Genomic DNA, 13,474 nt, shown 5'->3' with positions numbered 1-13,474 from the left:
AGCGGTGAGCTGGGCGTTTACTAAGGGTGGGCTATCCAAAAGGTTGAGATGCAGGTCAATACTTAGGGGGTTAAGCAGAGGGGGTAGGATCGAGACGGCAGAGGAACTTTCCCCAAGCCCCGTGCGACTAGTGTGTGACCCTGAAACAAGGGTTTTATTCAATATTGGATTTCATTGTTGATCTCAATGCAGGATGAGATGCGTTCTTGGCTTAAAGGGACGCTGGCACGGCAGTAACTACTGAAGAGGAAATAGATGAAGCATCGCACCGGCGCCCGCAGGGTCGCCACCGGCTTGATAGCTCTCTCCGGATTCTTCGGCCTCGCTGGCGTTGCCACGGTGCCGGTTGCCAGCGCTCATGATGCCGTTGTTGGCGGTACCCCGACCGACGGTCAGACCCTGTCGGAGTTCCCCCAGGCGATCACGCTCGACTTCTCCGCCGAGCCCAAGGCGGGGTTCAACACCATGGCCGTGACCGACCAGGGCGGAACCGTGCTGTTCTCCGGCGAGCCCACGCTCAACGGAAACGAGCTGACGCTCGCCGTGCCAGCTGACGTCCACCCGGGCGATGGCTCGTACAACGTCGGGTTCCAGATCACCTCCTCCGATGGACACGCCACGAGGGGCAAGATCTCCTTCACGGTGTCCGGCTCGGGGAGCGAGGCCGCAAGCGGTACGTCGTCGACAAGCGAAAGCGAAAGCGCTACCGCGACCTCGTCGAGCGACGCGCAGCAGGCCTCCAATGATTCGAGCAACTCGGGTCTGTTGTGGGGACTTGGCGCCGCGATCGTGATCGTCCTCGCCGCCGTCGTGGCCCTGTTGCGCCGGAAGAAGTCCTAAGGCTTCGTGCATCTGCCGCATTGAGATTTCAGTTAAGGAGTTACGTTGTTTACCTCTCGCCGCACCAAGTACGCCCTCGCCACCGTCGCAGCCGCATCCCTGATGCTTGCGGGGTGCTCCAACTCTCAGAACGACTCGACCTCCACCTCGGAGTCCGCGACGTCCGCTGCAATGACCTCCGCAGCCGCCTCCTCGGCTATGGCCACCGAGCAGGGCGTGACCTTCACCGACGGCTACGTCAAGGCGATGCCCGAGGGCAAGACCATGACCGGCATTTTCGGCGTGATCACCAACAACACCGACAAGGACATCAACGTCGTCTCCTTCACCTCGAGCGTTCAGGCTGAGAAGACCGAGCTGCACGAGACCGTCGACGGCAAGATGCAGGAGAAGCAGGGCGGCTTCGTCATTCCGGCGGGTGAGTCCCTGACCCTGCAGCCGGGCCACGAGCACATGATGCTCATGGGTGTGTCCACTCCGATCCTCGCCGGCGACACGGTCGACGTCACCATCAACCTGGCCGATGGCCAGAGCATCGAGGCGAAGGCCCTCCCGGTCCGCGACCTCGCAGCAGGCAATGAGAACTACGGTGGCTCCGGCATGACCGAGATGTCCGGTATGGCCAGCATGACCGAGATGTCCGGCATGACCGAGATGAACCACTAGTTCTTTCCTCCCTCCGCCATGCAGCCGCTTGAGTGCGTCAAGCGACGGGCGCGCTGCATGGCCTTTTTCATGAGTTTTTGAGCTTGAAGAACTTGACGAGCTCGCTACCGTCTCGCACGATTGGAGATGCTTTCCATTGACTAGCACGCAGGATCCACAGGAGGGATCCTTCAGGCTTTCCCGGCGCAACTTTGTCCTAGGCGGCGCGGCGATCCTCGGCGCGGGCGCGCTGAGCGCCTGCAACGATTCGAAGGCCACCGGCGCCGACTCGGCGGCTGAGCAGGAGGCGCCGGGCGCGGTCACCGTCGCCTTCGACGGCGTGCATCAGGCGGGCGTGCAGACCCCGGCCCAGGGGTTCCTTACCCTCATCGGCTTCGATCTGCGCGCCGGAAGTGATCTCCACGCGGTGCAGCGGCTCATGCGCATCTGGACCGAGGACTCCCGCATGCTCACCCAGGGGCAGAACCCGCCGGGCTCGCTCGAGCCCGAGATGACCGTCCACCCATCGCGGCTGACCGTCACGGTGGGCTTCGGCCCGCGCTTGTTCGACATCATCGGCAAGGCCGACAAGCGCCCCAGCTGGTTGGCGCCCATGCCGGTGTTCTCCAAGGACAAGCTGGACGAGCAGTGGGGCCAAAGCGACGTGGTCGTGCAGGTGTGCAGCGACGATCCGCTGCTCAACGCCTTCGTTGCCCGCCATCTCACCCGCAGCAGCACGACGATCGTGACCACCAAGTGGTTCCAACAGGGCTTCCTCAACTCGCCCGGCGTGCGCGATGCGGGGGAGACCCCGCGCAACCTGTTCGGCCAGAAGGACGGCACCGTCAACCCGCACACCGACGCCGAGTACGACGACCGAGTGTGGATCGACGAGAACGACGATTCGCCCGAGTGGATGCGCGGCGGCTCCTGCCTTGTCGTGCGCAGGATTCACATGAACCTAGACACCTGGGAGGAGCTCGACCGCACCTCCCGCGAGGTGTCAATGGGGCGCTTCCTCGACTCCGGCGCGCCGCTGACCGGCACCAACGAGTTCGACACCGCCGACTTCGACAAGACCGACCAGTACGGCCTGCCGGTCATCGACGTCAACTCCCACATGGCGCTGGCCACGCCGCACACGGACAACAGCGAGGACCGCCTGCTGCGCCGCGCCTACAACTACGACGCCGCGCCCGTCCCGGGAAGCACTGAGCTGTCCAACGCCGGACTCGTGTTCTGCTGCTTCCAGAAGGACCCGCGCAAGCAGTTCATCCCGATCCAGACTCGCCTGGACGCCAGCGACCGGCTCAACACCTGGATCACCCACATTGGTTCCGCCGTCTACGCCATCGTGCCGGGCACCCAATCCTCCTCCGACTATTGGGGAGCCGCACTGCTGGAAAGCTAGGCGGACACTGTAAGATAGCGCGGTGTAAGTCTTCTGCGCGTCTCCGGCCCGAGGCTTCGTGCCCCGGGCCGGATTTTTCGTTGGAGGACCACAACTGAAATGTTGACAGTGCGGGCGTCCAGGTATGACGCACGCACCTTGAGTGCATAAAGGAGCACACATCCATGGCACATGTTGCTGAGGCACAGGCCAACGGTCATTCTTTCTTCGCCGTTCCCGCTGGCACCCCGGTCGGAACCGCGATGCGGGAGCTGGAGCTTCCGAACAAGGGGCCCGAGGCCATCGTCTGCGTCAAGGACCGCAACGGGGAACTGAAGGACCTGTCCTTCACCCCCACCACCGACTCCGAGTTCCAGCCGGTCCCCGCAAACACTGAGGACGGCCGCAGCGTCATCCGCCACTCCTGCACTCACGTCCTCGCTCAGGCCGTCCAGGCCGAGTTCCCCGGCACCAAGCTGGGCATCGGTCCGGCCATCGAGAACGGCTTCTACTACGACTTCGACGCCGCCGAGCCGTTCACGCCGGAGGATCTGCAGAAGATCGAGAAGCGGATGAAGAAGATCATCAAGGCGGGCCAGAAGTTCGAGCGCCGGGTCTTCGCCGACTCCGAGGAGGCCAGCGAGGCGCTCGCCGCCGAGCCGTACAAGCTCGAGCTCATCCAGGACAAGGGCTCCGTCGATCCGGACTCCGACGAGGCCACCGAGGTCGGCGCCGGCGAGCTGACCGGCTACTACAACGTCAACCCGCGCTCCGGCGAGGTCGAGTGGTACGACCTGTGCCGCGGCCCGCACGTGCCCACGACCAAGTACATCCCGGCCTTCGCGCTGACCCGTTCCTCCGCCGCCTACTGGCGCGGCGATCAGTCCAAGGCTGGCCTGCAGCGCATCTACGGCACGGCCTGGGAGTCCAAGGAGGCGCTCGAGGAGTACCAGACGATGCTCGCCGAGGCCGAGAAGCGCGACCACCGCCGCCTGGGCAACGAGCTCGACCTGTTCAGCTTCCCCGACGAGATCGGCTCCGGCTTCCCGGTGTTCCACCCGAACGGCGGCATCGTCCGCCTGGAGATGGAGGAGCACTCCCGCCGCCGCCACCTCGCGGCAGGATACTCGTTTGTCAATACCCCGCACTTGACCAAGGGTGATCTGTTCAAGAAGTCGGGCCACCTCGACTGGTACCAGGACGGCATGTTCCCGCCCATGCAGCTCGACGGCGAGTACGACGAAGAGGGCAACTGCACCAAGCAGCCGCAGGACTACTACGCCAAGCCCATGAACTGCCCGATGCACAACCTGATCTTCGCATCGCGCGGCCGCTCCTACCGCGAGCTCCCGCTGCGCCTGTTCGAGTTCGGCACCGTGTACCGCTACGAGAAGTCCGGCGTCATCCACGGACTTACCCGCGCCCGCGGCTTCACCCAGGACGACGCTCACATCTACTGCACCGAGGAGCAGCTCGAGCAGGAGCTGACTAGCGTCCTCGAGTTCATCATCTCGCTGCTCAAGGACTACGGTCTCGACGATTTCTACCTCGAGCTGTCCACCAAGGACCCGAACAAGTACGTCGGCTCCGACGAGGTGTGGGAGAAGGCCACGAACACCCTGCGCGCGGTGGCAGAGAAGTCCGGCCTCGAGCTGGTTCCAGACCCTGCGGGCGCCGCCTTCTACGGCCCGAAGATCTCCGTCCAGGCCCGCGACGCGATCGGGCGCACCTGGCAGATGTCCACCGTCCAGCTGGACTTCAACCTGCCGGAGCGCTTCGAGCTGGAGTACACCGCCTCCGACGGTTCTAAGAAGCGCCCGGTCATGATCCACCGCGCGCTCTTCGGCTCCATCGAGCGTTTCTTCGGCGTGCTGCTCGAGCACTACGCGGGTGCGTTCCCGGCGTGGCTGGCTCCGCACCAGGTCATCGGCATCCCGGTCGCCGACACCTTCTCCGAGCACCTCGAGGGCGTGACCGCGAAGCTGCGCGAGCTCGGCATCCGCGCCGACGTGGACACCTCCGACGACCGCATGCAGAAGAAGATCCGCAACCACACCACCAACCGCGTGCCGTTCATGCTGCTCGCCGGCGCGCGCGACGTCGAGGCGAACGCGGTGTCCTTCCGCTTCCTCGACGGCACGCAGATCAATGGCGTAGCCGTCGACAAGGCGGTTAGGCTCATCGACGAGTGGATCCGCCAGCGCATCAACGATCAGCCGACAGAGGCTGCCGTTTCCGCTAAGCTGGATTAGTCATGATGGCGCGCGGCGGGGCGGGAAGAGTGCGCATCGCGTTTCTTCCCGCCCCGCTTGCTAGGTGCCTTCGCTTGTCGACGGCCAAGGCTACCGGCCCGCGGATCAGATGAATGCGATGATGACTTGTGACGAGAAGCGACTCTTTCGAGGAAAAGTGCCTGACAAAGACGTGTACGTGGATAGCGGCGTGGGAATCCCTGACCGGCTGGAGCGGCTCTGGGCGCCCTACCGGATGAGCTACATCACCAACCGCGTGGGGGAGACCTCCGGGGCCGAAGCCGCGCCCAAGCCCAAGAAGAAGGAAAACCCCTTCGTCGTCATCCCCACGATGCCGGACGAGGACGGGCTCGTCGTCGCCCGCGGCACCTACGTGTACGTCCTACTCAACCTCTTCCCGTACAACGCGGGCCACATGATGGTGGTGCCGTATCGTCAAGTCGCTGAGCTTGAAGACCTCACCCTCGAGGAGTCGAGCGAGCTCATGCTCTTCGCCCAGACCGCGATCCGCGTGCTCAAGCGGGCCTCGCATCCGGACGCCTTTAACGCCGGGTTCAACCTCGGCAAGTCAAGCGGCGGATCGGTCGGCGAGCACCTGCACATGCACATCGTGCCCCGCTGGAACGGCGACTCGAACTTCATGGCGATCATCGACGGCACCAAGGTGCTGCCGCAGCTGCTCAAGGACACCCGTCGCCTGCTGGCCAAGACCTGGATGGAACTACCCGACGCCCCTGGAGAGTGCAATGCTTAGTGTTCATGGACGAAAGCCAGCCGCGGTCGTGGTCGAACCCGTCGCCCGGGGGCTCATCAAGGCGGGGCTCACCCCGAATACCGTCACCGTCGTGGGAACGGTCCTTACCATCGCGGTCGCCGTTGTGCTCATCCCGACGGGCCACCTCTTCGCCGCGGCGGTCTTGTCCGGACTGTTCGCCGCGTTCGACATGGTCGACGGGACGATGGCGCGCATGCGCGGCGGCGGCACGAAGTTCGGCGCGACGCTCGACGCCTCCTGCGACCGCATCACCGACGGCGCGCTGTTCAGTGCGATCACCTGGTGGCTCATCTACTCCGTGAACGCCCACCCGGCGCTGGTGGCGGCGTCGTTCAGCGTTATCGTGAGCTCGCAGGTCATCTCGTACGTCAAGGCCCGCGGCGAGGCGAGCGGCTTCAAGATGGTCGGCGGCCTCATCGAGCGCCCGGAGCGCCTCATCCTGGGACTCGGCGGCATCGGCCTGGCCGGCCTCGGCGTTCCTTACGCCCTCGAGGTCGCGATCTGGGTGCTGGCCGTGGGCAGCGTGTACACGGTTGGCCAGCGCCTGCGCATCGCCTCCCAGTCCCCGGTGGGGCAGGAGAAGATTGCGGCACCCGCTGGCGCGAAGGACTTCAGCAAGTAGCATGGCGGCACCACGTATCCTCAGCTCACTGAGGCAGAACCTCGCCGCCGCTGGCTACATCGCCGGCTGGAAGGTCGTCGCCTACCTGCCGGTGGCGATCACCCGCCCCCTGTTCACCCTGGGCGCGGACATCGCGTCAAGGCGGGGGAAGGGGATGCCTCAGCTGCGCAAGAACCTGGCCCGCGTCGTGGGGGAGAGCAACGTCACCGACCGCCTCGTGCGCGACTCCATGCGCTCGTACGCGCGCTACTGGCTGGAATCCTTCCGGCTGCCCCGCATGGTGGGCGAGCCCAACCTCGTCGAGCGCTACCACTCTGGGATGATCGGCACGGACATCCTTGAGGCGTCCCTTTCCGCCGGAAAGGGGGTCGTGCTCGTCCTGCCGCACAGCGGCAACTGGGACATGGCCGGAATGTATCTGGCGGCCAAGTACGAGTCCTTTACCACCGTGGCCGAGCGGCTCAAGCCCGAAAGCCTCTACGACGCCTTCGTGGACTTCCGCGAGTCGCTCGGCTTCAGCGTCGTACCGCACGAGGGGTCGACCGGACCCTACGAACGGCTGCTCGAGGTGGTTCGGCAGGGCGGGGTCGTGGCGTTGCTCGGCGAGCGCGATTTGAAGAAGTCGGGCGTGGAGGTCGAGTTCTTCGGAGAGACCACCCGCATGCCCTCCGGCGCTGCCCGCCTCGCCCTCGACTCGGGCGCGCCGCTCCACGTGGCGCACTGCTGGTTCGACGGTTCGGGGTGGGGAACCAAGGTGTCCCCGGCGCTGGAGGGCGAAAGCGTGGAGGAGCTCGTTCAGTCCATCGCGCGGGGCTTCGAGGAGAACATCCGCGAGCATCCCGTGGACTGGCACATGCTTCAACCCTTATGGTTGAAGGACTTGGATCAAGAACGCTACACCAAGGGTCTTTCCTAAGGCCCTCGGCGGGAAGTACTCGGCTATGCCGACAACGGCGCCTAGCGCACGAGCATTGAGGAGGACCATCGAGTGAGGATCGGCATCGTCTGCCCGTACTCCTTCGACCAACCGGGAGGAGTTCAGGCGCACATCCTTGACCTTTCGGCCAAGCTCATCTCACTGGGGCACGAGGTCCAGGTTTTGGGACCGGCTTCCAGCGACGTCGACCTCCCCGATTTCGTCACCCGCGGCGGTGCCAGCATCCCCATTCCGTACAACGGTTCGGTGGCTAGGCTCTCGTTTAGCCCCCACACCTTCGCCGTGGCCCGCGAGTTCATCGAGGAGGGCCAGTTCGACATCCTCCACATCCACGAGCCCAACTCGCCGAGCTTCTCGCTCGCGGCGCTCCGGCTCGCGCGCGGGCCCATCGTTGCCACCTACCACGCCTCCAGCAGCGGCTCCCAGCTGCTCAAGGTGGCGCTGCCGTTCCTGCGCGGCTCGCTGGAGAAGATTCGCGGGGGCATTGCCGTGAGCGAGATGGCCAGGCGCTGGCAGGTCGAGCAGCTCGGCGGCGACCCAGTGCTCATCCCCAACGGCGTCGAGGTCTCGGTCTATCGCGAGCACATGCACATCCGGCGTGAGGCCGACCCCGTGCGCATCGCCTTCCTCGGCCGGCTCGACGAGCCGCGCAAGGGCCTCGACATCCTGCTCGAGGCGAGGGAAAAGCTGGGGCGGCCCGCGGAGTTCGTGGTCATGGGCGGCGGCAAGCCCCGCGAGGTGGAGGGCGTCGAGTTCGCCGGGCGCGTCTCCGACGAGCGCAAGGTGGAGATCCTCGGCGAGGCGGACATCTACGTCGCGCCGAATACGGGCGGCGAGAGCTTCGGCATCGTGCTCGTCGAGGCGATGGCCGCCGGCTGCGCGGTGGTCGCCAGCGACCTCGAGGCCTTCGCCGCAGTGTGCGACGTCGAGTCGCCCACGCCCGCCGGTCTGCTCTTCTACAACGGCGACGCCGACGACCTCGCGAGCAAGCTGCGTTCGCTTATCGACGATCCTTCGGCGCGGGTTCGCCTGGCCGAGGCGGGCGTCGCCCGCGCAAACAAGTACGACTGGAACACGGTCGTGCGCGACATCCTCCGCGTGTACGAGACCGTGGCCGACGGAACGAAAGTGGAGTGCTAGCCCATGGAAACCGCACTACTCGTCATCCTGGCGGTGCTCGTCACCGTGGCCCTCTACTGGGCGTTTTCCACCGCCCAGCGGCTCAACCGCCTCCACATCCGGACAGACTCGGCGAAGCTGGCGCTGCAGGCGGCGCTGGACAAGCGGGCGGCCGTGGTCGCCGCCGTGGAGCCGTCCTCGCAGGCGGCCGCCGAGGCGGCTGAGGCGATAACCTTGGACTACGCCACCTTCGAGTCGCGGGCCAACGCGGAGCGGGAGATCTCCAAGGCGATTGCGGCGATGGGGGAGGATCTGCCGCCGCGGGTCATCGACGCGCAGTCGCGGCTGCAGTTGGCGCATCGCTTCTACAACGACGCCGTATCCGATACCCGCGCGCTGCGCACGCGCCCCATGGTTCGCGTCCTGCGACTGGGGGGAACCGCGCGGCTGCCCGAATACTTCGAGTTCAACGACTTCTAGCCCCCGGCGGGGCGGGGAAACGATTAGGCGCGCAGCGCGCTTTCGGAGTCTCCGGAGTTCGCGGAGTTTGCGGTGTTTTCCGTGGCATCTTCTCGGACGGAGCGCATGAACGCGACGATGACGACGATCGTGATCACCAGCACCAGCACGTTGCGCACGGCGAGCAGGATGACTCCGGTAGAGCCGCTAAACGGCGTGTTCCAGATCTGGTCGTAGTGGTAGGGGAACAGCTGCGATCCCAGCACCGCCATAACCACCACGAGGGCGCCGATGAGCTGGATCAACCGGGAATCCGCCAGGTAGGCGAGCGACACGGCGACCAGCGGGGCCAGCCACATGATGTACTGCGGGGAGAACACCTTGTTGGTGTCCAGCATGAGCATGACGATAACGATGGCCGAAAGCAGCGCTGTGCGCGGGCTCCACGCCTTGCGCACCAGCCCCACCACACTCCACAGCACGCAGAGCAGGACCGCGGTGATGAGCGCCCACGAGCACGCGGTTGCCGCAGCGTCGACGCCGGGGCCGGAGATCTCGAAGCTCTTGGAGGCGGCGTAGCTCACGGAATAGGTTCCGGGCTGCACCAGCTCGCGGACCATGAACGGGGTCGCCGCTATCGACTCGATCTGCAGGCCTCGATCGCCCTGGTAGGTCAGCGGCGAGAACAGCCGGTGCACGTCGGAACGCAGCACCACGACGGCGCAGAGTGCGGCGAGCGTGCCCACGAACATCCACACCGGCCTGAGTTTGCGCTGGACGATGGTGACGGCCAGGACTCCCGGCCACAGCTTCATCGCCGTCGCCCAGCCCAAAAGGTGCGCGGACACGGTGGGGTTCCTGAAGAAGAACAACCCGGCGACGCCGACCAGCACGCCGGTGAAGATGTCGAGGCGCAGGAACTGGACGTGCAGCGCGAGCAGGCAGAACACCGCCCAGAAGTAGCCAGCCGTGATGCGGTGGGGCGAGCGGGAGCGCAGGAGCACGGCGAGGAAGACCGCGTCGACGATCATGCACAGGACCTGGAACCAGACGATGAACTCGTCCTCGCCGCGGCCGATGAAGTCTTGAAGGAAGGTCAGTGGCCAGACACCCACCGCGGGGTATTCCTGCAACCCGCCGGGGACGACGCCGACGAGGCTGCGGTAGTAGTACTCGACGTCGCCCTCCGGCATGATCTGGCGCTGGATGATGGCGAGCGAGACGACGTGGGCGACGATCCAGACGAGCCACACGGACAGTTCCGTGTTGAGCCTGCGGGCAAGCGGGTGCGAGGAGTTCACTGTCAGGGGGCTTCTTTTCTACGAAGGTCCAACACTTAAGGGGGCGCCTGGCCGATCGCCGCGGACGAGGCGGCGGGGCCGTCACGCCTTGGCGTCGATAAGCAAGGGAAGCAACGAACCGCGCAGGCAACCGCCACGGGGGAGGCAAACGCGCAGGTTCCACTAGGGATTCTAGCTTCCGGCAGGGCCGCGGGCGCGCACCCGGGGTGGCCTAGCGCGAAGTTGTGGGAGAATGAGCGCTAAGCCGGTTGTAATGTGAAATGCACGACCACGTTCGTTTCGCACGTTCGCCCCCACGGATCCCGGTCTGGGATCCCACACACGTTGGAGTTTTCCTCAAGTGCCTGTCATCGAAGACATTCTCAACCTCGAGTACATCGACACCGACATCTACCGGGGCGCGGCCATCGAGTCCATGCTCAGCCGCACCTTCGGCGGGCAGGTCGCCGCGCAGACGCTGGTGGCGGCCACCAAGACGGTCGATCCGGCGTTTCGCGTGCACTCCCTCCACGGCTACTTCGTGGGGCCGGGCAACTCGCACAAGACCACCGCCTTCTTGGTCGACCGCATCCGCGATGGGCGCAGCTTCATCTCGCGCCAGGTCACCGCGGTCCAGGACGGCCAGCCGCTGTTTATCATGCAGGCGAGCTTCCACCGCCGCGACGACAAGGGACCCGAGCACTCCGATTCCATGCGCCGGGTGCCGCGGCCAGAGGAGATCGAGGTGGACACCGACGCGATGCCCGCCAGCTCCCGGGCGCTGCTGGAGGAGTGGGGCGACTGGGACATCCGCGTGGTTCCCTCCGACGACTTCGAGCACAACAAGTACACCGCGAGCCAGCAGTGCGTGTGGTTCCGCTCGAAGCGCCACCTGCCCGATGACGAAACCTTCCACATCTGCAGCCTGGCCTACATGTCGGATATGACGCTGTTGCATTCCTCGCTGGTCCCGCACCCCGACCACAAGGTGCAGCTGGCCTCGCTTGACCACGCGATGTGGTTCCTGCGCCCCTTCCGCGCCGACGAGTGGCTGCTCTACGACCAGATCTCGCCCTCCGCGCACGCCGGTCGCGCGCTCACCCAGGGCCGGATCTTCAACGAGGCGGGCGATCTCGTCGCGGTGGTCACCCAGGAGGGGCTCACCCGCACGCTGCGCGCCGGCGCGAAGTCGATCCCGCTGGACAACCTGAAAAAGGGAGAGATGTAACCCTTGCACGTCGCTTGTCGACGGCCAAGGCGCCGCACCCGCGGGCCAAGCACTCACAAAAGGGTGCAGGGCGGCGCCGAAAAGTTCGCCCGCCCTCAATAAACGCCCGTTGTCGAATGCAGTATAATTGTGCGAGTTGTACTGCAGCGTCTTGTCTATCGGCGTATCGATAGGCGAGAAGTTCCCCGCCCAGGAAGGCTGGCACGGCCCATCGGCGGGGCACGCGGATGCAGCACCCCACCGGCCGCGGCCTGCCCGCGGCGGGGCGAGGGGCGCGGAAACAAGTAGCCTGCGCCCCGTTTTCGCGAAGGGGAGCGCGGCGGTTACTCGCGCGCTGTGAATGAAGAAGTTTCATAGAAAGGTTCACGATGTCCGGCCACTCCAAATGGGCAACCACGAAGCACAAGAAGGCCGCAAACGATGCTAAGCGCGGCAAGGAATTTGCGAAGCTGATCAAGAACATCGAGGTCGCGGCCCGCACCGGCGGCGGCGACCCTTCCGCGAACCCGACTCTGGACGACATGATCAAGAAGGCCAAGAAGGCCTCCGTCCCGAACGACAACATCGAGCGCGCCCGCAAGCGCGGCTCCGGCGAGGAGGCTGGCGGCGCCGACTGGCAGACCATCATGTACGAGGGCTACGGACCCAACGGCGTGGCCGTGCTCATCGAGTGCCTCACCGACAACCGCAACCGCGCCGCCTCCGAGGTCCGCACCGCGATGTCCAAGAACGGCGGCAACATGGCAGAGTCCGGCGCCGTCTCCTACATGTTCTCCCGCACCGGGCTGGTCTTCGTGGCCAAGGGCGAGCTCTCCGAGGACGACGTCCTCATGGCCGTCCTCGACGCCGGCGCCGAGGAGGTCAACGACCTGGGCGAGCGCTTCGAGATCGTTTGCGCGCCGGGCGACGTCGCCGCCGTGCGCGAGGCGCTGGCCGAGGCCGAGATCGAGGTCGACGACTCCGAGACCGACTTCCGCGCCTCCGTGGAGGTCCCGCTCGAGGTCAACGAGGCCAAGCGCATCTTCCGCCTCATCGACGCCCTCGAGGAATCCGACGACGTGCAGAACGTCTACACCAACATGGACCTAAGCGACGAGGTCCTCGCCGCGCTCGACGAGGATTAATACCCGGCGAGCCGAAGGGCGCGCGCTGCGTGGTGCGGCGCGCGCCTTTTCGTTTTCCGGACCTTCGAAAAAGTGTGCTAAATTCTTTCCTGTTGAGGGATTCCTGCGGTGATGAGGGGTGAGGTAAAGCGTGTCCAACCAAGGCCTGCGCGTCATGGGCATCGACCCGGGGCTGACCCGGTGCGGCCTGTCCGTGGTGCAGGCCGGTCGCGGCAGGCAGGTGCTCCCCATCGCGGTGGGGGTCGTGCGCACCCCGGTCAAGGGGGAGCTGCCCCAGCGGCTGCTCGAGCTGAGCCAGGCGGTCAACGAGTGGATGGATCAGTACCAGCCGGACGTCGTGGCCATCGAACGGGTTTTTGAGCGCGGCAACGTCTCCACCGTCATGCAGACCGCCCACGGCGTGGGCGTGCTGGTCCTCGCCGCCGCCGAGCGCGGCCTGGACGTGCACATGTACACTCCCAGCGAGGTGAAGAAGGCGATCTCCGGCAACGGCCGGGCGGACAAGAAGCAGATGACCTCCATGATCACCCGCATTCTGGGTTTGTCGGAGCCGCCGAAGCCCGCCGACGCCGCGGACGCCCTCGCGCTCGCGGTGTGCCACTGCTGGCGCGCGCCGCTTCTCGTGCAGCAAAAGGAAAACGAGAAGCACGCCGAGGCGGTTCGCCGCCGCCAGCAGGGGCTTTTGGGCAAGGCCAAGGAGCAGGCCAACCGCGAGGAGCGCGAGCGCCGGGTGGGAAAGCCCGCCAGCGCGTGGCACACGTCCGCGCGCAGCGGCAACAATTAACTGTTACTACGGGGAAAGG

Annotated in this window: 13 protein-coding genes; 12 read left to right on the top strand and 1 reads right to left on the bottom strand. The window is 65.6% G+C overall.

The features are described from left to right. The first annotated feature begins 255 nt into the window (after nucleotides 1–255). From B843_RS07880 to B843_RS07840, 9 genes are all read left to right on the top strand, one after another. A complete protein-coding gene (locus B843_RS07880; protein ID WP_025252968.1) occupies nucleotides 256–840 on the top strand; it encodes a copper resistance CopC family protein in 585 nt (194 codons plus the stop codon). 45 nt (nucleotides 841–885) lie between these two features. Continuing rightward, nucleotides 886–1,506: a copper chaperone PCu(A)C gene (locus B843_RS07875; RefSeq protein WP_025252967.1), complete on the top strand. Its 621-nt coding sequence runs from the start codon at nucleotides 886–888 to the stop codon at nucleotides 1,504–1,506. A gap of 136 nt (nucleotides 1,507–1,642) precedes the next feature. Next, complete coding sequence (locus tag B843_RS07870; protein ID WP_025252966.1) at nucleotides 1,643–2,896, top strand: Dyp-type peroxidase; 1,254 nt, start codon at nucleotides 1,643–1,645, stop codon at nucleotides 2,894–2,896. 164 nt (nucleotides 2,897–3,060) lie between these two features. Next, on the top strand, nucleotides 3,061–5,127 hold the full coding sequence (gene thrS / locus B843_RS07865; protein WP_025252965.1) for a threonine--tRNA ligase: 2,067 nt from the start codon (nucleotides 3,061–3,063) through the stop codon (nucleotides 5,125–5,127). Nucleotides 5,128–5,248: 121 nt separating this feature from the next. Further along, nucleotides 5,249–5,881: an HIT family protein gene (locus tag B843_RS07860; protein ID WP_051483477.1), complete on the top strand. Its 633-nt coding sequence runs from the start codon at nucleotides 5,249–5,251 to the stop codon at nucleotides 5,879–5,881. Continuing rightward, entirely contained in the window at nucleotides 5,874–6,524 is a 651-nt protein-coding gene (gene pgsA / locus B843_RS07855; protein WP_025252963.1) for a phosphatidylinositol phosphate synthase, read from the top strand. Before B843_RS07860 ends, pgsA begins: the two co-directional genes overlap by 8 nt. A gap of 1 nt (nucleotide 6,525) precedes the next feature. After that, the gene (locus B843_RS07850) at nucleotides 6,526–7,440 is read left to right on the top strand and encodes a phosphatidylinositol mannoside acyltransferase (protein ID WP_025252962.1); all 915 of its coding nucleotides are present in this window, start codon (nucleotides 6,526–6,528) and stop codon (nucleotides 7,438–7,440) included. Nucleotides 7,441–7,512: 72 nt separating this feature from the next. Then, a complete protein-coding gene (locus B843_RS07845; protein ID WP_025252961.1) occupies nucleotides 7,513–8,601 on the top strand; it encodes a glycosyltransferase family 4 protein in 1,089 nt (362 codons plus the stop codon). A gap of 3 nt (nucleotides 8,602–8,604) precedes the next feature. Further along, the gene (locus B843_RS07840; protein ID WP_025252960.1) at nucleotides 8,605–9,060 is read left to right on the top strand and encodes a LemA family protein; all 456 of its coding nucleotides are present in this window, start codon (nucleotides 8,605–8,607) and stop codon (nucleotides 9,058–9,060) included. Between the two features lie 23 nt (nucleotides 9,061–9,083). Here B843_RS07840 and B843_RS07835 read toward each other — a convergent pair whose 3' ends face one another. Further along, nucleotides 9,084–10,340, bottom strand: a complete 1,257-nt coding sequence (locus B843_RS07835; RefSeq protein ID WP_025252959.1) for a DUF2029 domain-containing protein — start codon at nucleotides 10,338–10,340, stop codon at nucleotides 9,084–9,086. Between the two features lie 340 nt (nucleotides 10,341–10,680). On the opposite strand from B843_RS07835, the gene B843_RS07830 reads away from it, so the two are divergent. The 3 genes from B843_RS07830 to ruvC all read left to right on the top strand — a co-directional run bounded on the left by B843_RS07830 (nucleotide 10,681) and on the right by ruvC (nucleotide 13,455). Next, nucleotides 10,681–11,547, top strand: a complete 867-nt coding sequence (locus B843_RS07830) for an acyl-CoA thioesterase (RefSeq protein WP_025252958.1) — start codon at nucleotides 10,681–10,683, stop codon at nucleotides 11,545–11,547. Nucleotides 11,548–11,915: 368 nt separating this feature from the next. Further along, entirely contained in the window at nucleotides 11,916–12,671 is a 756-nt protein-coding gene (locus tag B843_RS07825) for a YebC/PmpR family DNA-binding transcriptional regulator (RefSeq protein WP_025252957.1), read from the top strand. A gap of 130 nt (nucleotides 12,672–12,801) precedes the next feature. Beyond that, the gene (ruvC, locus tag B843_RS07820) at nucleotides 12,802–13,455 is read left to right on the top strand and encodes a crossover junction endodeoxyribonuclease RuvC (protein WP_025252956.1); all 654 of its coding nucleotides are present in this window, start codon (nucleotides 12,802–12,804) and stop codon (nucleotides 13,453–13,455) included. Nucleotides 13,456–13,474 lie beyond the last annotated feature (19 nt).

It is taken from the genome of Corynebacterium vitaeruminis DSM 20294 (assembly GCF_000550805.1).
Lineage (GTDB): Bacteria > Actinomycetota > Actinomycetes > Mycobacteriales > Mycobacteriaceae > Corynebacterium > Corynebacterium vitaeruminis.
This window is presented reverse-complemented; position numbering and strand designations above follow the sequence as displayed.

Excerpts from the sequence above, each read along its gene's own strand:
- B843_RS07860 (WP_051483477.1), top strand. The coding sequence starts at position 5,249 with ATGACTTGTGACGAGAAGCGACTCTTTCGAGGAAAAGTGCCTGACAAA.
- B843_RS07880 (WP_025252968.1), top strand. The coding sequence starts at position 256 with ATGAAGCATCGCACCGGCGCCCGCAGGGTCGCCACCGGCTTGATAGCT.
- thrS (WP_025252965.1), top strand. The coding sequence starts at position 3,061 with ATGGCACATGTTGCTGAGGCACAGGCCAACGGTCATTCTTTCTTCGCC.
- B843_RS07850 (WP_025252962.1), top strand. The coding sequence starts at position 6,526 with ATGGCGGCACCACGTATCCTCAGCTCACTGAGGCAGAACCTCGCCGCC.
- B843_RS07825 (WP_025252957.1), top strand. The coding sequence starts at position 11,916 with ATGTCCGGCCACTCCAAATGGGCAACCACGAAGCACAAGAAGGCCGCA.
- B843_RS07840 (WP_025252960.1), top strand. The coding sequence starts at position 8,605 with ATGGAAACCGCACTACTCGTCATCCTGGCGGTGCTCGTCACCGTGGCC.
- pgsA (WP_025252963.1), top strand. The coding sequence starts at position 5,874 with ATGCTTAGTGTTCATGGACGAAAGCCAGCCGCGGTCGTGGTCGAACCC.